Genomic DNA, 15,377 nt, shown 5'->3' with positions numbered 1-15,377 from the left:
GAGAACTTGTACATCACCAGTCCATCGGAAGGCGATCAGCGCGCCATGCCTTCCACCGGTCGCAGCAAGGCCCGGCGGCAAGGGAAAATTCATCTTTTTGACATCCCTTGGCCTTAGTTGAAGCGACAGGTTTTGCCGGCCACCACAGCAGGGGAATTGACAAGACTATGAGCATCTTGCGTCGATTGACTGGCTCCCGCCCCGTCCCCCAATCCAGTGAATTGCAGCTCGATGGCCCGCTGGCGCAGCGGCATCGCCTGCGGGTGGTGGGCGAAGGGCCCGATCTGCTGGTCTTCTCCCACGGATTAGGCACCGACCAGAGCATCTGGAACCCGATGCTGGAGGGCCTGCCCGAACGCTATCGCGCCGTGCTCTTCGACCTGCCCGGCGCCGGGCCGCTGTTGCCCGATGATTTCGATCCCAAGGCCTATGACACGCTCGACCGCTTTGCCGACGATCTGCTGGCCCTCTTCGCCGAGGTGGGGATCACCCGCTGCCGCTACATCGGCCATTCGGTTTCGGGGATGATCGGCGCGCTGGCCGCGATCCGCGCGCCGCAGCTCTTCGAGCAGCTGGTCTTCCTCAACGCCTCGCCGCATTACATCAACGACAATGACTATGTCGGCGGCATGGAGCCCGAGGACATCGACGCCCTGCTCTCACGCATGGCTGCGCATTACCAGGGCTGGGTGGAAGGCTTCGCCCCGCTGGCCGTGGCCGAGGACATGCCTGAAGCGGTGCGCGATTTCACGGCAGGCCTGCTGGCGATGCGCCCCGATGTGACGGTGCAGATCGCGCGCACCATCTTTCTCTCGGATGTGCGCTCGAAACTGGGCAGACTGAAGGTGCCCACCGTGCTGATCCACTCACATGGCGATATTGTGGTGCCCGATGCGGTGGCGCATTATCTCAACCGCGCGATCAAGGACAGCCGACTGGTGTGGATCGCGGCGCGCGGGCACCTGCCGCATCTCTCGGCGCCCGAGGAGATACGGCGGGTGCTTCACGTTCATCTGGGCTAGGCTGCTTCCAGCGCCTGAGCCAGATCGGCGATGATATCGTCGGGATGCTCGATGCCGATCGAGAGGCGCACGGTGGAGGCCAGCACGCCCATCCGCTCACGCACCTCCACCGGCACGCCGGAATGGGTGTTGGTGGCCGGATGGCTGGCCAGACTTTCCGTGCCGCCAAGGCTGACCGCCAGCTTGAAGATCTGCAAGGCGTTGAGGAAGCGGAACGCCGCCTCCAGCCCGCCCGCGATGTCGAAGGAGAAGGTCGAACCTGCCCCGCTGCATTGCGCCGCGTAAACTCGCTGCGCGGCCGAACCTTCCGGGAAGAAGGCCGGATACGCCACACGCTCGACCTTGGGATGGTCCCTCAGGAAGGCGGCGACGGCAGTGGCATTGGTGTTGGCCCGCTCCATGCGCAGACCCAAGGTTTCCAGCGAGCGGCTGAGCATCCAGCAGCTATGCGGATCGAGATGCGTGCCGAAAGCACCGCGCAGCATGCGGATCTCACCGATCACCTTCGTCGAGCCCAAGGCGGCCCCTGCCACCAGATCCGAATGGCCGCCGACATATTTGGTGAGCGAATAGAGCGAGATATCGGCCCCATGCCGCAACGGATGCTGGAACACCGGCCCCAGCAAGGTGTTGTCCACCGCCAGCAAGGCGCGGCTGCCCTGCTGCTTTTCCAGCTCATCACAGACCCGGCGGATCATCGCGATATCGACAAGGCTGTTGGTGGGGTTGGCCGGGGTTTCCACCAGCACCATCGACACCCGCCCCAGAGCGGCAGCCTGCTGAGCAGCGGCTCTCACCGCTTCTTCGCTCAGCCCATCGGCGAAACCCACGGCCTTGATGCCGAAATTGGCGAAGGTCTTGGCCAGCAAGGTCTCCGTGCCGCCATAGAGCGGCTGCGAATGCAGGATCACATCGCCCGGGCGCACAAAAGCCAGCAGCGCCGTGGTGATCGCCGCCATGCCCGAGGAAAAGACCACCGCCGCCTCCGCGCCCTCATGGATGGCGAGGCGGTCCTCGACGATCTCGGCATTGGGGTGGTTGAAGCGCGAATAGACCAGCCCCCGGCCCTGACCGGGAGGCGGCTCCTTGCGGCCGGATGCATAGTCGAAGAAGTCGCGCCCATCCTCGGCGGTCGGGAACACGAAGGTGGAGGTGAGAAACACCGGCGGCTTGACCGCCCCTTCCGAAAGCGCCGGATCATAGCCGTAATTGAGCATCTGCGTTTCAGGGTGCAGCTGATGGCTGCCGATATGGGTCTTGCTGTCACGGGGCGCGGTCATCCGGGTTCTCCCTTTATACGGTTTTGTCATCCGTCTCCGGGGCCGAGCCTAACAGCAATCGCGCAGCAGGTTGTTGCGAAAATTTCTCCGTTTTGAAAAAACGTTACCCTTCAGCGCATCCAGACGTAAGAATGCAGCACAGCCTACCGCGCGCGGCATCTTGCCGGATCATCCGAGTCGCCGGTGTTCAGCGGATAAAGAACTCGACCGGCACGACCAGTTCGAGGGTTTCGCCCGGCCTGTCTTCAGGAGGCTTGGGCAGCGGCTGAGCGCGTTTGGGCAGGCTCAGTGCCTCCCGGTCCAGTTCGGAAACCCCGCTGGAGCGCTCCAGACTGACCGACAACACCTTGCCCTGCCGGTCCATTACGAAGCGGATATAGGGCACGCCCTGCTCATGCCGGGCCATGGCGCCCATGGGATAGTGGCGCTTTTTGCTGAGCTGCATCAGCACGCGGCCTTCCCATGTGTCCGGCCCATTGCTGGCGATACGGGGCGCTGGCGGCGCAGGAGCCGTCTTGGGGGCGGCGGTTTCGGGCTCCCTGGGGGCGGGCTCGGCCTGCTTGGGCACGATCACCGGCACCGGCGCGACGATCGGCGAGATCGACACCTTCATCGGCGGCAGAGGCTCGGTCTTGACCGGCTGCTGGATGACCTCCTTCTTCTCGACCGGCTTGGGCGCATCCTTTTCCTTGGGCGGCGTTTCGGGCGGCGAGGCGGCGGCTTGCGTGTTCATCACCGTCAGCGCCTGAGGCGGCACGGGCTTCACAAAAGACACCGAGATCGAAAGCAGCAGCACAGCCGCGACCACGCCATAGATCGAGACTGTGGCGCCAAGGCTTTTCAACCGGCTGTCTGCGGCGCGGTAGTCCCGGCGCGGCGCGGGGGTGTAGAAAATGTCCGGCGCGGCGTCTGCGCGGGCAGCACGCGGGGGCTCTCGCTCGGCGGTCAGCAGATCATCGACAAGGCGCAATCCGGGGGAAGACGTCATCAGCGTGTCTTTCGCATCAGCAACCGTCGCAGCGGCCAATAGCGCAGGATCACCAGCAAGGGCATGGCCAGCGCGATCCATGAGAGGCCCCACCACAGGCCGCCCTCGCCGATCAGCGCGGAGAGCAGGCCGAAGCAGGTCAGCACGGCCAGAGCGATCGGCCAGCTCCATTGGCGGGCGAAAGCGGATGTGCGGCGGCTCATTCAGCAGGCTCCAGAGCGGGGGTTGAGAGGGTAAACCGGGGCGCGGCCACGCGGTCACGACGGCGCCGGGCCAGCCAGAGATAGAGCCCGCTGCCCAGCACCACGATGGTCACCAGATCGAGCAGCGCCCAGAGGATCTTCAGCGGCATTCCGCCATAATTGCCGAAATGCAGCGGGCGTGAGAGTTCCAGCGCACGCAGATACCAGGGCATCTTCACCACCGCCGTCAGCATGCCCGTGCGCGCGTCCACCAGCACCGGGTTGAACAGCTGGGCGGTGAGATGCGACCTGCCCTTCGCCCAGAGCACGTAATGGAAAGGCGTGCCGTTGCGATCGCCCGGGAAGGTGATGCTGGTCACCACCATGCCGGGCAGCGCATGCACCGCCGTATCGAAGGCAGCCTGAGGCGATGAGATCTCGCGCGCCTGCAGCGGCGGCTTGTCCTTCCAGGGGGCCAGCATCGTCGCCACCTCCGTGCCGCGCCACAGGGCGAACAGCGGGGTGGAGAGTTCGTTCATCACGCCCGTCGCGCCCACAACGCCGGCCCAGGCCAGAGTGACCACGCCCAACAGATTGTGCAGATCGAGCCAGCGGGTGCGGCGCGCACGCTCGGTCCGCACCGCGCCGAAGTCCAGCTTGCGGGTAAACGGCCCGTACAGCACGATGCCGGAGACCACCGCCGCCACAAACAGCGCGCCCATCACGCCCATGAAGAGTTCACCCGGCAGGCCCGCGAACAGATCCCTATGCAGCCGCAGCATGATGGTCATAAAGCTGGCCGGCCGCGCCCCAAGCGCGCCGGAACGCTCCAGCATCTCTCCACTGCGCGCATCGAAGCGCATAAAATGCGCGACTTTGGGATTGGCCTCCACCGCCGCGAAGCTTGGCGCGATCCAGACATAGACCTGCGGCTCGTCATCATCGACAAAGATCGAGGTGACGACCTGCCCCGGATAGGCCGCCAGCGCCCGCGCCTTCAGCCCATCGAGCGAGGCATGCGGCGCATCAGCAGGCAGAGCGGCATAATGCCTGGGTTCGAGCCAGCCATCGATCTCCTCGGAGAAGATCAGCGGCAGGCCCGTCACGCAGATGATCAGCAGAAAGAGGGTGCAGATCAGGCTGGACCAGGTGTGCACCGCCTTCCAGCGCGCCAGTTGGGTTGACCGCATCAGTTTCAGCCCGCCCGCCGCATGGAAGGGGCCAGCGCATATCCAGCCATGGCAATGCAAAAGATCATCTCAGAGGTTCCATCAGGGCCCGGCCCGCGCGGCATATCATGAATGAGATCGCCTCGCATTAGCCATTCAACACTCAGACGTTTGAGCGGAGGCAATTTTCAGGAAATTCGTCATGGCGTGGTTTCAGCGCGACCAGAGGTGAGCAGAACCTCCAGAAAAATAAGGGAAAAGCAAAAGCGAGGGTCATCACCCTCGCGCTCCCTTTCTTGTCTGCGTTGCGTATCGGGTTCGGCCCTGGAGCCATGTCGCTGCGTCGCAGGCGGGATTTGCCAGCACAACCTCGCGTTCAAAGAATGGCTGCCTGCGGCGCTTTAGCCTTGGGCAGCCGGGCGCAACAATCGGGAGCCACGGTTGCTTCCTCAGAAGGTGGTATGGAAGCGCGAGGGCGTGGCCAACAAAGGCTTCCCCCTCGCATCTTTCTTAACTTCCCCTATCTCTTATGCACATGACACAAGGCACACACGCTCAATGAACACCCAGCGCCGTTCTTTCCTGACCTCCAGCGCCACCTTGCTGGCCGGAGCGCTGACGTCCGGCCGGGCGCTGGCGGGCCAGCCTGCTCCCCTGCCCACGCCGACCGGCCCTGCCACCCCCATTCCGGTTCCGCCCGGGCCGGGGCACACCACCGACCTCAACTCGCGCCGCCCCGCACCCGGGGACCGCAAGTTCACCAGCCCGGCTGTCGAGGAGCGCATCAAGCAGGTTTCGGCGCAGATTGCCGATCCTGAACTCGCGTGGATGTTTGCCAATTGCTATCCCAATACGCTCGACACCACGGTGCGCATGGGCACGGTGGACGGCAAGCCCGATGCCTTTGTCATCACCGGAGACATCCCCTGCCTGTGGCTGCGGGACAGCAGCGCTCAGGTCTGGCCCTATCTGCCTTTGGCCAAGGGCGATCAGCAGCTTCAGATGCTGTTCAACGGGTTGATCGCCCGTCAGGCCCGCTGCCTGCTGATCGATCCTTACGCCAATGCCTTTATGCAGGACCCATCGGCGCGCACCAATCTCTCATGGGCGCAAGGTGACCGTACCGACATGAAACCGGGCGTCGCCGAGCGCAAATGGGAGCTGGATTCGCTGTGCTGGACCTTGCGTCTGGCGAGCGGCTATTGGCAGGCCACGCAGGACAAGCGCCCCTTCGACAAACTCTGGGCCGATGGCGCCCGCGCCGTTCTGCGCACCATGCGCGAGCAGCAGCGGCTGCATGACAATGGCCCCTACAGCTTCCAGCGCGCCAACGGCAGCGCCACCGAAACGCTGATGCTCGGCGGCTATGGCGCGGCGAGCCGCAAGGTGGGACTGATCCATTCGATGTTCCGCCCGTCTGATGACGCCTGCACCTTTCCCTTTCTGATCCCGTCCAACCTCTTTGCCGCCAGCGCTCTCAAAGGGCTGGCCAAGGTGGCTGCCGAAGCGCGCGGCGATATGGCGCTGGCCCGCGATGCCTCGGCACTGGCCGCGCAGCTGGACCGGGCGCTCTTGCGTTACGGGCGGATGGCGGGGCCCAACGGCTCGCCGGTCTGGGCCTATGAGGTCGATGGCTTCGGCAATGGCTTCTTTATGGATGATGCCAATGTGCCGGGCCTCGCCTCGCTGGCCTATCTGGGCTGCACCCCGCGTAACGATGCGCTGTTCCGCCGCACGCAGGCCCTGTGTTGGTCCACGCGCGATCCCTATTTCTTCAAGGGCAAGGCCGCATCCGGGATCGGCGGGCCGCATGCCGGTCTGGGCATGATCTGGCCGATGTCTCTGATCATCCGCGCCCTCTCCAGCGACAGTCCCGCCGAAATCCTCGGCCTGCTGCGCAGCCTGCGCGCCACCCATGCCGGCACGGGCTTCATGCATGAGGCCTTCAACAAGGATGATCCCAGGCAGTACACCCGCTCGTGGTTTGCCTGGGCCAACAGCCTGTTTGGCGAGCTGATTCTGGATGTCGCGCGGCGCTATCCCGCTCTGTTGACGCAAAAACTGGGATAGAATGTCTTGCCGGACCCTCAGGAAAACGATTTTGCTAATGCGATTGACTCGCAAATAAATCCCCTTTAGGCAGTCGGGATGGCCGTCAGCACGGCCCTTCCCACAGGCGCCGGAGGCTTTATGTACCAATTCCTCGATCGCAAACTCGATGAACTGGACGCCGCATCCCTCTTTCTGCTAAGGGAAATTCGCGAATGGGTCAGTTCGGTGCAAGCCGGGCGCTGCCCCTGCCGGACAACCGCACGCAATTTCGCCACAGTCGGGCTGGAAAGCATCGCCGAGGATTTCGGCATGGCGCTCTTCACCCTCAATGGCGATGGGTTGCAACAGCTGCAACTTGCAAAACCGGGCTGTCTGGCCGTAAGGGACGATGAAGCGCGGCTGCTCGCTCTGTTTCAGAGCGCGGCGGACGGCGATGGTTACCGGCTGCAACAGCTCGCGGCAACCCTGGTCGAGGAACCGGCCATGGCGCGGCTGATGCAATCAGTCTCCGTTACCGCCGCGCACATCGCCGCTACCCATGTTTCTACCCGATTCGACTGAACGGAATTGTCGTACCATGAATGTCCAGGTCCAGCAGCCGCGCCTTCTTGAAGATCTGCCCAATTTCCACACCGCCACCGTGCGCTGGGTCCGCCACTGGAACGAGCACCTCTTCAGCTTCGGCATTGAGCGTCCCGCCTCGCTGCGCTTCCGCTCGGGTGAGTTCGTGATGGTCGGGCTCGACAATGGCCCGCGCCCGCTGATGCGCGCCTATTCGATCGCCAGCCCGGCCTATGCCGAGGAGCTGGAGTTCCTCTCGATCAAGGTGCAGGACGGCCCGCTAACCTCGCGCCTGCAGAACATCCGCGAGGGCGATCAGGTCTATCTCTCGCGCAAGCCCACCGGCACCCTGGTGTTCGACGCGTTGCTACCCGGCAAGCGCCTGTTCCTCTTCTCCACCGGCACGGGCCTGGCGCCCTTCCTGAGCCTGGTGCGCGACCCCGAGGTCTATGACCGCTTCTCGCAGATCGTGCTGGTTCACTCGGTGCGCCGCGTCAGCGATCTGGCCTATCATGACGAGCTGACCGCCCAGCTGGCCGACGATCCGCTGGTGGCCGATCAGGCGCTGCTGCAGTTCCACTATGTGCCGACCGTGACGCGCGAGCCCTTCCGCAACACCGGCCGCATCAACACGATGATCGACGATGGCAGCCTGTTTGCCGCACCGCTGACCGGCCCGGCCAAGCTGGATCCCGAGAATGACCGCGTGATGCTCTGCGGCAGCACCGAGATGATCCGCGATTTCGCCAAGATGCTCGATGAGCAGGGCTTCGAGGAAGGCTCGAACGCCAAGATGGGCAGCTATGTGATCGAACGCGCATTCGTTGACTGATGCGCTGGGACCCATGCCCCGGTTCGACTGACCAAAGAGCGGAGGGGTGGCACTGCCATCCCTCCGTTTTCGTTTATGCAGGTCTAAAGCCGGCGCAGCCTCCCTGCCCGTTGATCAGCCGGTCATGCAGCAGGCAAAGCCCGTCCCCAGCCCGTACCGAGGCATGCGCGGAGGACAGGCTGGCCATGCCCGGCAAAGCGGCTTCGGCCAGCAGCGCATCTGTCGCGAAATGCTGGCAGGTCTGGCAAGCGGCTGGCTCAGGCGCCCTTCGCAAAAGGGAAAGCCAGCTCACTGCCCCAGCCGCGCCCAATAGCTGCCGAACACCAGCACCGAGAGCACAAAGCCCAGCGCCACATTCACCACCACACCAGCGGTGAGAGCCGTAAACGGCTTGCGCCCGGCCCTCGCCAGATCCTTGAAGCGCGTCGTCAGACCGATGCTGAAAAAGCAGAAGATAAAGGCCCAGCTGCGCAGATCCTTGAGCGGCGCGATCAGCTTGACCACCGCCACCTTGTTGTAATCGGCCAGCGTATCCTGCGCCGTCACCAGCGAGACGATCACCGAAGCCGCCAGAAAGCCCAGCACGAATTTGGGAAAGCGGCGCCAGATTTCGCGCAGATCCGGCGCGCTGCCGTTGGCCTCCCCCTCCCAGCGCGTCACCGAGATCACCGCCAGCACCACCGCCCAGATGCCGATCCACACATCGCGGCCCACCACCTTCATCAGCGTGAAGGCCTGCAAGGCCTGCTCGGATGTGCCCGCGATGCCCGCCACCTTGCCCGCATAGCCGCCATAGGCCTGAGCCGCTGCGATCCCCGCCGCATCGGCGAACTCCGACGTGCCAATCCACGCCCCGGCCACACCTGTCGGCAGGCCCAGCGCTCGCCCGGCCAGCGGCAGCACGAAGATCATCACGATGGCCCAGACCACCACCGAGGAAATGGTGACCGAGGCATCCTCCTTTTTCGCGCCCACCGCGCCCGCCACGGCAATCGCCGCCGAAACGCCGCAGACCGCGCCGCCCACCCCCAAAGTGGCGGCAAAGCGGCGATCAAGGCCCAGCTTCACCGCCACCCAGTAGATCACCAGAAAGGTGACGATGGAAACGATCGAGGCCTGCAGGATCGCCACCGGCCCGGCCAGAGCGATCAGCGTGAAAGGCACCGTCGCGCCCAGCAGGATGATGCCGGTCTTGACGTAAAGCTCACCGCGAAAGCCCGCTGCCAGACGCTGAGGCAGGCCCACCGTGTTGGCGATCACCAGCCCGGCGAACAGCGCCACCAGCGGCGGCTCCAGATTGTAGACCACCGCGCGATCCCATTGGCCGACAACGAAAATCGCATAGGCGGCCAGATAGAGCGCGACAAAGGCCGGGATCACCTCGACCAGCCTGTAACCCAAAGCCCGCAAGGCGATGGAAAAGCTCACCAGCCAGAACAGGAACTGCGCCAGATAGCGCTGCCAGTTCGCGCCCAGATCGGCGGTGACCTGAGCGAATTCCTTCCAGCGCGGCGGCAGCACAGCCAGCCAGCGCAAAGTACCGCCATTCACGAAAAGCAGGGTGGCCGCGATCACCAGCCCCAGCCCGATCAGGATGGCCCACCAATCCTCTTTCAGGCGGAAGGTGGCTGGCGGGGCACTTGATGCGCTCATGAATTTCCACTCCCGGCTCGAATCGATCCATATTCAGATTGGAGAGCTTGGATATCAAGCCCGATCGACAGGCGATAACCGCCGACATTCGGCAGTTTTATGACACAATTCGAGCCACAGAATATTGAATGTTCGAATAGAACATTCCGCAACGCAACAAGACTTCAAGCGGTTGAGCCAAAGCGGATTTTTTGTCGAACCGATCACCACCCCTCAGGCATCGCCGCAAACCGCTTCAAACCGCGCTCACATGCGGAAAGAGAATCGATTGACAAGGGAACAGACAAGGCATTTCATACGTATCCATTCGGGAGAGTTTGCCGGAGCTGTCACAAAGACAGCACGCGCAAGCTGGGGAAAGGAAGGCTGTCATGGTCTTGCAAGCGCTTGTTTCAGAAAACATCGTCGGCCTGTGCCGCGTGCTGGCTGTAACGCTGGTCTGCTGGTCGTGGGGGACCGGTTTCAGACTGCTGGTCGATTCGGAGCGCAAGCCGGTGCTGCATCCGGCCCTGCTGGTCACGGGTTACGGTCGCTACTGACGCTTCGATCGGCACATGGGGAAGCGATGACGCAGAATTGCGAAAGCTTTTCTGCGTCCTTCTCCTGCAGGCCGATTTTCAAAGCCGCTGATGTTGGCTGACGTTTCGTATCTTGGAAAGATCGCACTCGGCAGGACGCCTAAGGCACCGCCAAGGGGCTGATCATGCCCTTGTCACGCCCACCCGGTGCCCAAAAACAAAGCCCCGCCCCGGACATTCATCCGGAACGGGGCTTTGTTGATTCATCGGCTTTAAAGCCAGTGCGAGAGGCGCCGGGCCATGCCTCCAACGGCATGCGCCCGGCAGGAACCTCTCACTCCAACCCTTACTTGCCGCCGGCCTTGTTGGCGACCTGCACCAGCCACAGCTGAGCCACGCCCGTGCGCGGCCCTTCCACGGCGGTGAAGGCAGCCTTGGCACCGGCATAATCCCCAGCGTCATACAGGGCGATGCCCAGACGCGTGTTGACCAGCGCCTTGTCGACATCGGGCCGGGCCAGCGCCAGCTTGTAGATTTCGGCAGCCTTGGCCGGCTCCGAGAAGCCGAGATAGGCATCGCCCGTGCCCGCGATCAGCGTGGTCTTGGCGTTGGCGCCGCGCGCGCTCTTCTCCAGCTCGGGCAGAGCCGCCTTGTCCGCGGCCATACGGCCCGAGGCGATGCGCACCGCGTCAGCCACGAAAGGCGTCGCCGCCTTCAGCTTGCCAGCGGCAATGCCCTTGTCGGCAGCGGCCTTGACCTCGGCAGGGTTGCGGATGGGGTCAGCGGCCTCGATGTAGTCGAGATAGTCACGCTCGGTCTGCAGCGCGTCCAGACGCGACTGCAGGCGCAGGATATCCAGCGTCTCGGGCAGGCCATACTTGTGCGTGTCACGCACCACGGCGGCGGCCAGCGCCCAATTGGCGGGCGTGCCATAGTCCTGAGCCAGACCGGCGGCAAAGAAAGTGCCATATTCAGGGTTGGTGGTGTCTTCCGAACCGCCCAGACCACGGCGATACCAGGCCTCATCCACCTTCACGCCGCTGGCGCGGGCATGCTCGATCACGGTCTTCAGAGCAGCCAGACCCTGCGGGATGTTCTTTTCCTGGAAATAGGTGTCGGCGGCCAGGATCTCCAGCTGCACATCCTTGTAACCGGCGGCCTGAGCCGCGGCGACGCGGGCGCGCACATCGGCGTAATCCTTGGCGTCATAGGCGAACTGGGCGGCATAGACGTTCAGCTTACCGATCATGTCGGCAGGGGCCTTGCCGCTGTCCAGCTCAAGCAGGATGCCCTTGCGCTGCAGGGCGGTGTCCTTGGCGGCCAGACCGATCGCCACGACCAGACCACCGGCGCCGAACTTGTCATCGGGCGAGGTGGCGGCGGCGATCAGCGGATCGACCTGCTTGACCAGATCGGGCACCGAAGCAGGATTGTCCTTGGCCTTGTTCACAGCGGTCTGCAGCGGGCTGGCCACGGCCAGGAAGCCGGGCGAATACTTCGGTGCGCTGCTGCTGGCGCCCTTGTTCTTGTCCGCCGCGAAGGCGGGCGAGGAAACGCCGAGCGAGGACACCACGCCCAGCGACAGGGCAGCGGCCATGGCGACACGCGCGAGGAGCGGTCCGCGCTGGCGCGAGCTGGTCCGGTTCATGCATTCAACTCCTGTTATGCCCCCGGCTTGCGCACCCTGCGCGGCCAGGCAGAATTTGGTAACGGCGAAATCCTTGATGCAAAGCTTCAGAGACCTTGCCTGTTCCGTTTTAGTGCAAGGGATTCGCCAGATTGGCAACCGGGGAATATGTCGACCATGACGACTGAACCCCATTTGAACCCGCCCCATCGCACAGCGCCATCACCCCGCCGCATGGGTGGAGCATATGGGCCTATGAGCCCCACACCCTTGTGGAAAAACGTCACTTAGCAGGGGGCTGGGCACCACCAGTGCTGGCCATGGCCCGCATCCTGCCCTAGAGCGGACCATCGACCTTTCTGCAAACAAAGCGACATATCCCGCGTGAGCGACGAAACCTCCCTGACCGACCCCGCGAGCCCCATGGGCGAATTCACCCGCGTCGACATCGTCGACGAGATGAAGACCAGCTACCTCGACTACGCGATGAGCGTGATCGTGGCGCGCGCCCTCCCCGATGTGCGCGACGGGTTGAAGCCCGTGCATCGCCGCATCCTTTTCGCGGCGCAGGAAGGCGGCATGGTCGCTGGGCGGCCTTACCGTAAATCGGCCAAGATCGTCGGCGACGTGATGGGTAACTATCACCCCCATGGCGACGCGGCGATCTATGACGCGCTGGCGCGCATGACCCAGCCGTGGTCGATGCGCCTGCCGCTGATCGACGGTCAGGGCAACTTCGGCTCGATGGACCCCGATCCGCCGGCCTCGATGCGTTACACCGAAGCGCGTCTGGCCCGCGTGGCCAACAGCCTGCTCGATGATCTCGACAAGGACACTGTCGATTTCGTCGACAACTATGACGGCAGCCGTCAGGAGCCTTCGGTGGTTCCGGCCCGCTTCCCCAACCTGCTGGTCAATGGCGCGGGCGGCATTGCCGTGGGCATGGCCACCAACATTCCGCCGCACAATCTGGGCGAGGTGATCGACGCCTGTTTCGCCACGATGGACAATCCGGCGATCACCACCGATGAGCTGATCCAGATCGTCCCCGGCCCCGATTTCCCCACCGCGCCGCTCATTCTGGGCATGGGCGGGGCGCGCAACGCCTACAACACCGGGCGCGGATCGATCATCATGCGCTGCCGCCATGTGATCGAGACGGGCCGCAACGATCGCCGCTCGATCGTGCTGACCTCCATCCCCTATCAGGTCGGCAAGAGCGGCCTGGTCGAAAAGATCGCCGAGGCCGCCAAGGACAAGCGGATCGAGGGCATCAGCGACATCCGCGACGAATCGAACCGCGAAGGCGTGCGCGTGGTCGTGGACCTGAAGCGCGATGCCACGCCCGAAGTGGTGCTCAACCAGATCTGGCGCAACACGCCGGCGCAGTCGTCCTTCCCGGCCAACATGCTGGCGATCCGTGGCGGTCGTCCGGAAGTGCTGGGCCTGAAGGACATCATCACCAGCTTCATCAGCTTCCGTGAAGAGGTCATCACCCGCCGCACCAAGTTCGAGCTGAACAAGGCGCGTGACCGGGCGCATATCTTGCTGGGTCTGGTGATCGCCGTCACCAATCTGGACGAGGTGGTCAAGATCATCCGCGGCGCGCCCAATCCGGCCGCTGCCCGCGCTGCCCTGCTGGCCCGCGAATGGCCGATGGGCGAGATCGCGCCCTACATCCGTCTGGTCGAAGCCATCGAGGAAGGCGCGGACGAGCTGTCGGCGCCGACCTATCGCATGTCCGAAGTGCAGGTGAAGGCCATTCTGGACCTGCGCCTGCACCGCCTGACCGCTCTGGGCCGCGACGAGATCGGCGACGAGCTGGAAGGTCTGGCCAAGGCGATCAGCGAGTATCTCTCGATCCTGGCCGATCGCGTGAAGCTGTACGGCGTGATGCGCACCGAGCTGGAAGCGGTGAAGGCGCAATTCGCCACGCCGCGTGTCTCGGAAATCGTCCCCGCTGGCGACAGCATCGACGATGAAGACCTGATCGAGCGCGACGAGATGGTCGTGACGGTCACCATGGATGGCTACATCAAGCGCACGCCGCTCAGCACCTTCCGCGCGCAGGCGCGTGGCGGCAAGGGCCGTGCGGGCATGGCCACCAAGGATGAGGATGCCGTGGCGACAATGTTCGTCACCACCACGCACAATCCGGTGCTGTTCTTCTCGACCGCCGGCAAGGTGTACCGCCTGAAGGTCTATCGCCTGCCCGAGGGTGGCCCGGCCACGCGCGGTCGCCCGATCGTCAACCTGCTGCCCGCGCTGGATCAGGGCGAAACGATCCAGACCGTGCTGCCCCTGCCCGAGGATGAGGCCGCTTGGGGTGACCTCTCGGTCGTCTTCGCCACCGCCAAGGGCAATGTGCGCCGCAACAGCATGGATGCCTTCGCCAACATCCCCTCGAACGGCAAATTCGCCATGAAGTTCGATGAGGAGGACGAGGATCGCCTGATCGGTGTGGCCCTGCTCGACGCGGGTGACGATGTGCTGCTGGCCTCACGTCAGGGCAAGGCGATCCGCTTTGCCGCTGACGAAGTGCGCGAATTCACCTCACGCACCTCGACCGGCGTGCGCGGCATGACGCTGAAGGGCGAGGACGAAGTGATCTCGCTCTCGGTGCTGAAGGGCAGCAACGCCACGCCGGAAGAGCGCGAGGATTACCTGCGCTTCGCCCCGTGGAAGGGCGAGAAGGAAGGCGAACCCACGCTGGACGCCGAGCGCTACGCCTATCTGGCCGAGCACGAGCAGTTCATCCTGACCGTCTGCGCCAATGGCTATGGCAAGATGTCCTCGGCCTATGAGTATCGCCGCACCGGTCGCGGTGGTCAGGGCATCACCAACATCGACAACATCGCCCGCAACGGCCTTGTGGTGGCCAGCTTCCCGACCGTTCAGGCCGAGCAGCTGATGATGGTGACCGATCAGGCCAAGCTGATCCGCCTGCCGCTGACGACCCTACGCGTCATCGGTCGCGGCAGCGCGGGCGTCCGCCTGTTCAACGTGGCCGATCAGGAGCATGTCGTTTCCGCCGTCCGCCTCGCCGAGGAAGAAGAGGGCGATGAGGGTGAAGCACCCTCGACTGCCCCCGAAGGCGAAACCGAAGCGTGAGCACCTTGCCGACCATCGCCTGGAAGATCCTGACCGGCCCCCAATGGGCGGAGCTGTCTGAAAAGGGCAGCTTCGCCGGGGCGCCGGTCGATCTGGCCGATGGGTATATCCATCTCTCGGCGCAGGATCAGGTAGCGGGTACGCTCGCCAAATGGTTCGCCGGGCAGGATGATCTCTATCTGGCCGCTGTCGATCTGACGGCGCTGGGCGATGCGGTGAAGTGGGAAGAGGCGCGCGGCGGCGCCCTTTTCCCGCATATCTATGCCGACCTGCCTCTTTCTGCCGTGGTGGCGCACGGGCCCCTGACATGGGCCGCTGAAGGCGAACCGAACCTGCCAGCCCTCCCCTCGACAAACTTGCCCTGAGCCCCGGCTTGGGGCAA

The 15,377-nt window shown here is 64.1% G+C and carries 13 protein-coding genes; 7 read left to right on the top strand and 6 right to left on the bottom strand.

Translation table 11 applies throughout. The features are described 5' to 3' along the window. The first annotated feature begins 167 nt into the window (after positions 1 to 167). The gene (locus HGK27_RS06175; protein ID WP_206239610.1) at positions 168 to 1,022 is read left to right on the top strand and encodes an alpha/beta fold hydrolase; all 855 of its coding nucleotides are present in this window, start codon (positions 168 to 170) and stop codon (positions 1,020 to 1,022) included. On the opposite strand, the gene HGK27_RS06170 is transcribed toward HGK27_RS06175, so the two are convergent. The 4 genes from HGK27_RS06170 to HGK27_RS06155 form a co-directional block, all read right to left on the bottom strand. Next, positions 1,019 to 2,302, bottom strand: a complete 1,284-nt coding sequence (locus HGK27_RS06170; protein WP_206239608.1) for a cystathionine gamma-synthase family protein — start codon at positions 2,300 to 2,302, stop codon at positions 1,019 to 1,021. The two genes, HGK27_RS06175 and HGK27_RS06170, sit on opposite strands and share 4 nt — an antisense overlap. 187 nt (positions 2,303 to 2,489) lie before the next feature. After that, entirely contained in the window at positions 2,490 to 3,290 is an 801-nt protein-coding gene (locus HGK27_RS06165; RefSeq protein WP_206239607.1) for an energy transducer TonB family protein, read from the bottom strand. Further along, the gene (locus HGK27_RS06160) at positions 3,290 to 3,493 is read right to left on the bottom strand and encodes a hypothetical protein (protein ID WP_206239605.1); all 204 of its coding nucleotides are present in this window, start codon (positions 3,491 to 3,493) and stop codon (positions 3,290 to 3,292) included. The genes HGK27_RS06165 and HGK27_RS06160 overlap by 1 nt, the downstream gene beginning before the upstream one ends. Continuing rightward, positions 3,490 to 4,662 carry a PepSY-associated TM helix domain-containing protein gene (locus tag HGK27_RS06155; protein WP_206239603.1) on the bottom strand — a complete coding sequence of 391 codons (1,173 nt, stop codon included), beginning with the start codon at positions 4,660 to 4,662 and terminating at the stop codon, positions 3,490 to 3,492. The genes HGK27_RS06160 and HGK27_RS06155 overlap by 4 nt, the downstream gene beginning before the upstream one ends. A 537-nt stretch (positions 4,663 to 5,199) precedes the next feature. On the opposite strand from HGK27_RS06155, the gene HGK27_RS06150 reads away from it, so the two are divergent. The 3 genes from HGK27_RS06150 to HGK27_RS06140 all read left to right on the top strand — a co-directional run bounded on the left by HGK27_RS06150 (position 5,200) and on the right by HGK27_RS06140 (position 8,086). Then, the gene (locus HGK27_RS06150; RefSeq protein WP_206239601.1) at positions 5,200 to 6,711 is read left to right on the top strand and encodes a glycoside hydrolase family 125 protein; all 1,512 of its coding nucleotides are present in this window, start codon (positions 5,200 to 5,202) and stop codon (positions 6,709 to 6,711) included. A gap of 78 nt (positions 6,712 to 6,789) precedes the next feature. After that, positions 6,790 to 7,254 carry a hypothetical protein gene (locus HGK27_RS06145; protein WP_206239599.1) on the top strand — a complete coding sequence of 155 codons (465 nt, stop codon included), beginning with the start codon at positions 6,790 to 6,792 and terminating at the stop codon, positions 7,252 to 7,254. A 16-nt stretch (positions 7,255 to 7,270) separates the two neighbouring features. Then, the gene (locus tag HGK27_RS06140; RefSeq protein WP_206239597.1) at positions 7,271 to 8,086 is read left to right on the top strand and encodes a ferredoxin--NADP reductase; all 816 of its coding nucleotides are present in this window, start codon (positions 7,271 to 7,273) and stop codon (positions 8,084 to 8,086) included. Between the two features lie 288 nt (positions 8,087 to 8,374). Here HGK27_RS06140 and HGK27_RS06135 read toward each other — a convergent pair whose 3' ends face one another. Further along, a complete protein-coding gene (locus HGK27_RS06135) occupies positions 8,375 to 9,739 on the bottom strand; it encodes a YeiH family protein (protein ID WP_206239594.1) in 1,365 nt (454 codons plus the stop codon). A 371-nt stretch (positions 9,740 to 10,110) separates the two neighbouring features. Here HGK27_RS06135 and HGK27_RS06130 point away from each other — a divergent pair, with 371 nt between their 5' ends. Beyond that, positions 10,111 to 10,278, top strand: coding sequence for a hypothetical protein (locus HGK27_RS06130; RefSeq protein ID WP_206239592.1), 168 nt, complete (start codon positions 10,111 to 10,113; stop codon positions 10,276 to 10,278). A gap of 325 nt (positions 10,279 to 10,603) precedes the next feature. On the opposite strand, the gene HGK27_RS06125 is transcribed toward HGK27_RS06130, so the two are convergent. Then, the gene (locus tag HGK27_RS06125; protein WP_206239590.1) at positions 10,604 to 11,905 is read right to left on the bottom strand and encodes a hypothetical protein; all 1,302 of its coding nucleotides are present in this window, start codon (positions 11,903 to 11,905) and stop codon (positions 10,604 to 10,606) included. Positions 11,906 to 12,268: 363 nt separating this feature from the next. Between HGK27_RS06125 and gyrA the strand changes: the two genes are divergently transcribed. Together gyrA and HGK27_RS06115 are read left to right on the top strand one after the other, a co-directional pair. Further along, positions 12,269 to 14,995 (top strand): DNA gyrase subunit A, encoded by a 2,727-nt coding sequence (gyrA, locus tag HGK27_RS06120; RefSeq protein WP_206239588.1) that lies wholly within the window; start codon positions 12,269 to 12,271, stop codon positions 14,993 to 14,995. Beyond that, entirely contained in the window at positions 14,992 to 15,360 is a 369-nt protein-coding gene (locus HGK27_RS06115; RefSeq protein ID WP_206239587.1) for a DUF952 domain-containing protein, read from the top strand. Before gyrA ends, HGK27_RS06115 begins: the two co-directional genes overlap by 4 nt. Positions 15,361 to 15,377: the final 17 nt, after the last annotated feature.

It is taken from the genome of Novosphingobium terrae (assembly GCF_017163935.1).
GTDB lineage: Bacteria > Pseudomonadota > Alphaproteobacteria > Sphingomonadales > Sphingomonadaceae > Novosphingobium > Novosphingobium terrae.
This window is presented reverse-complemented; position numbering and strand designations above follow the sequence as displayed.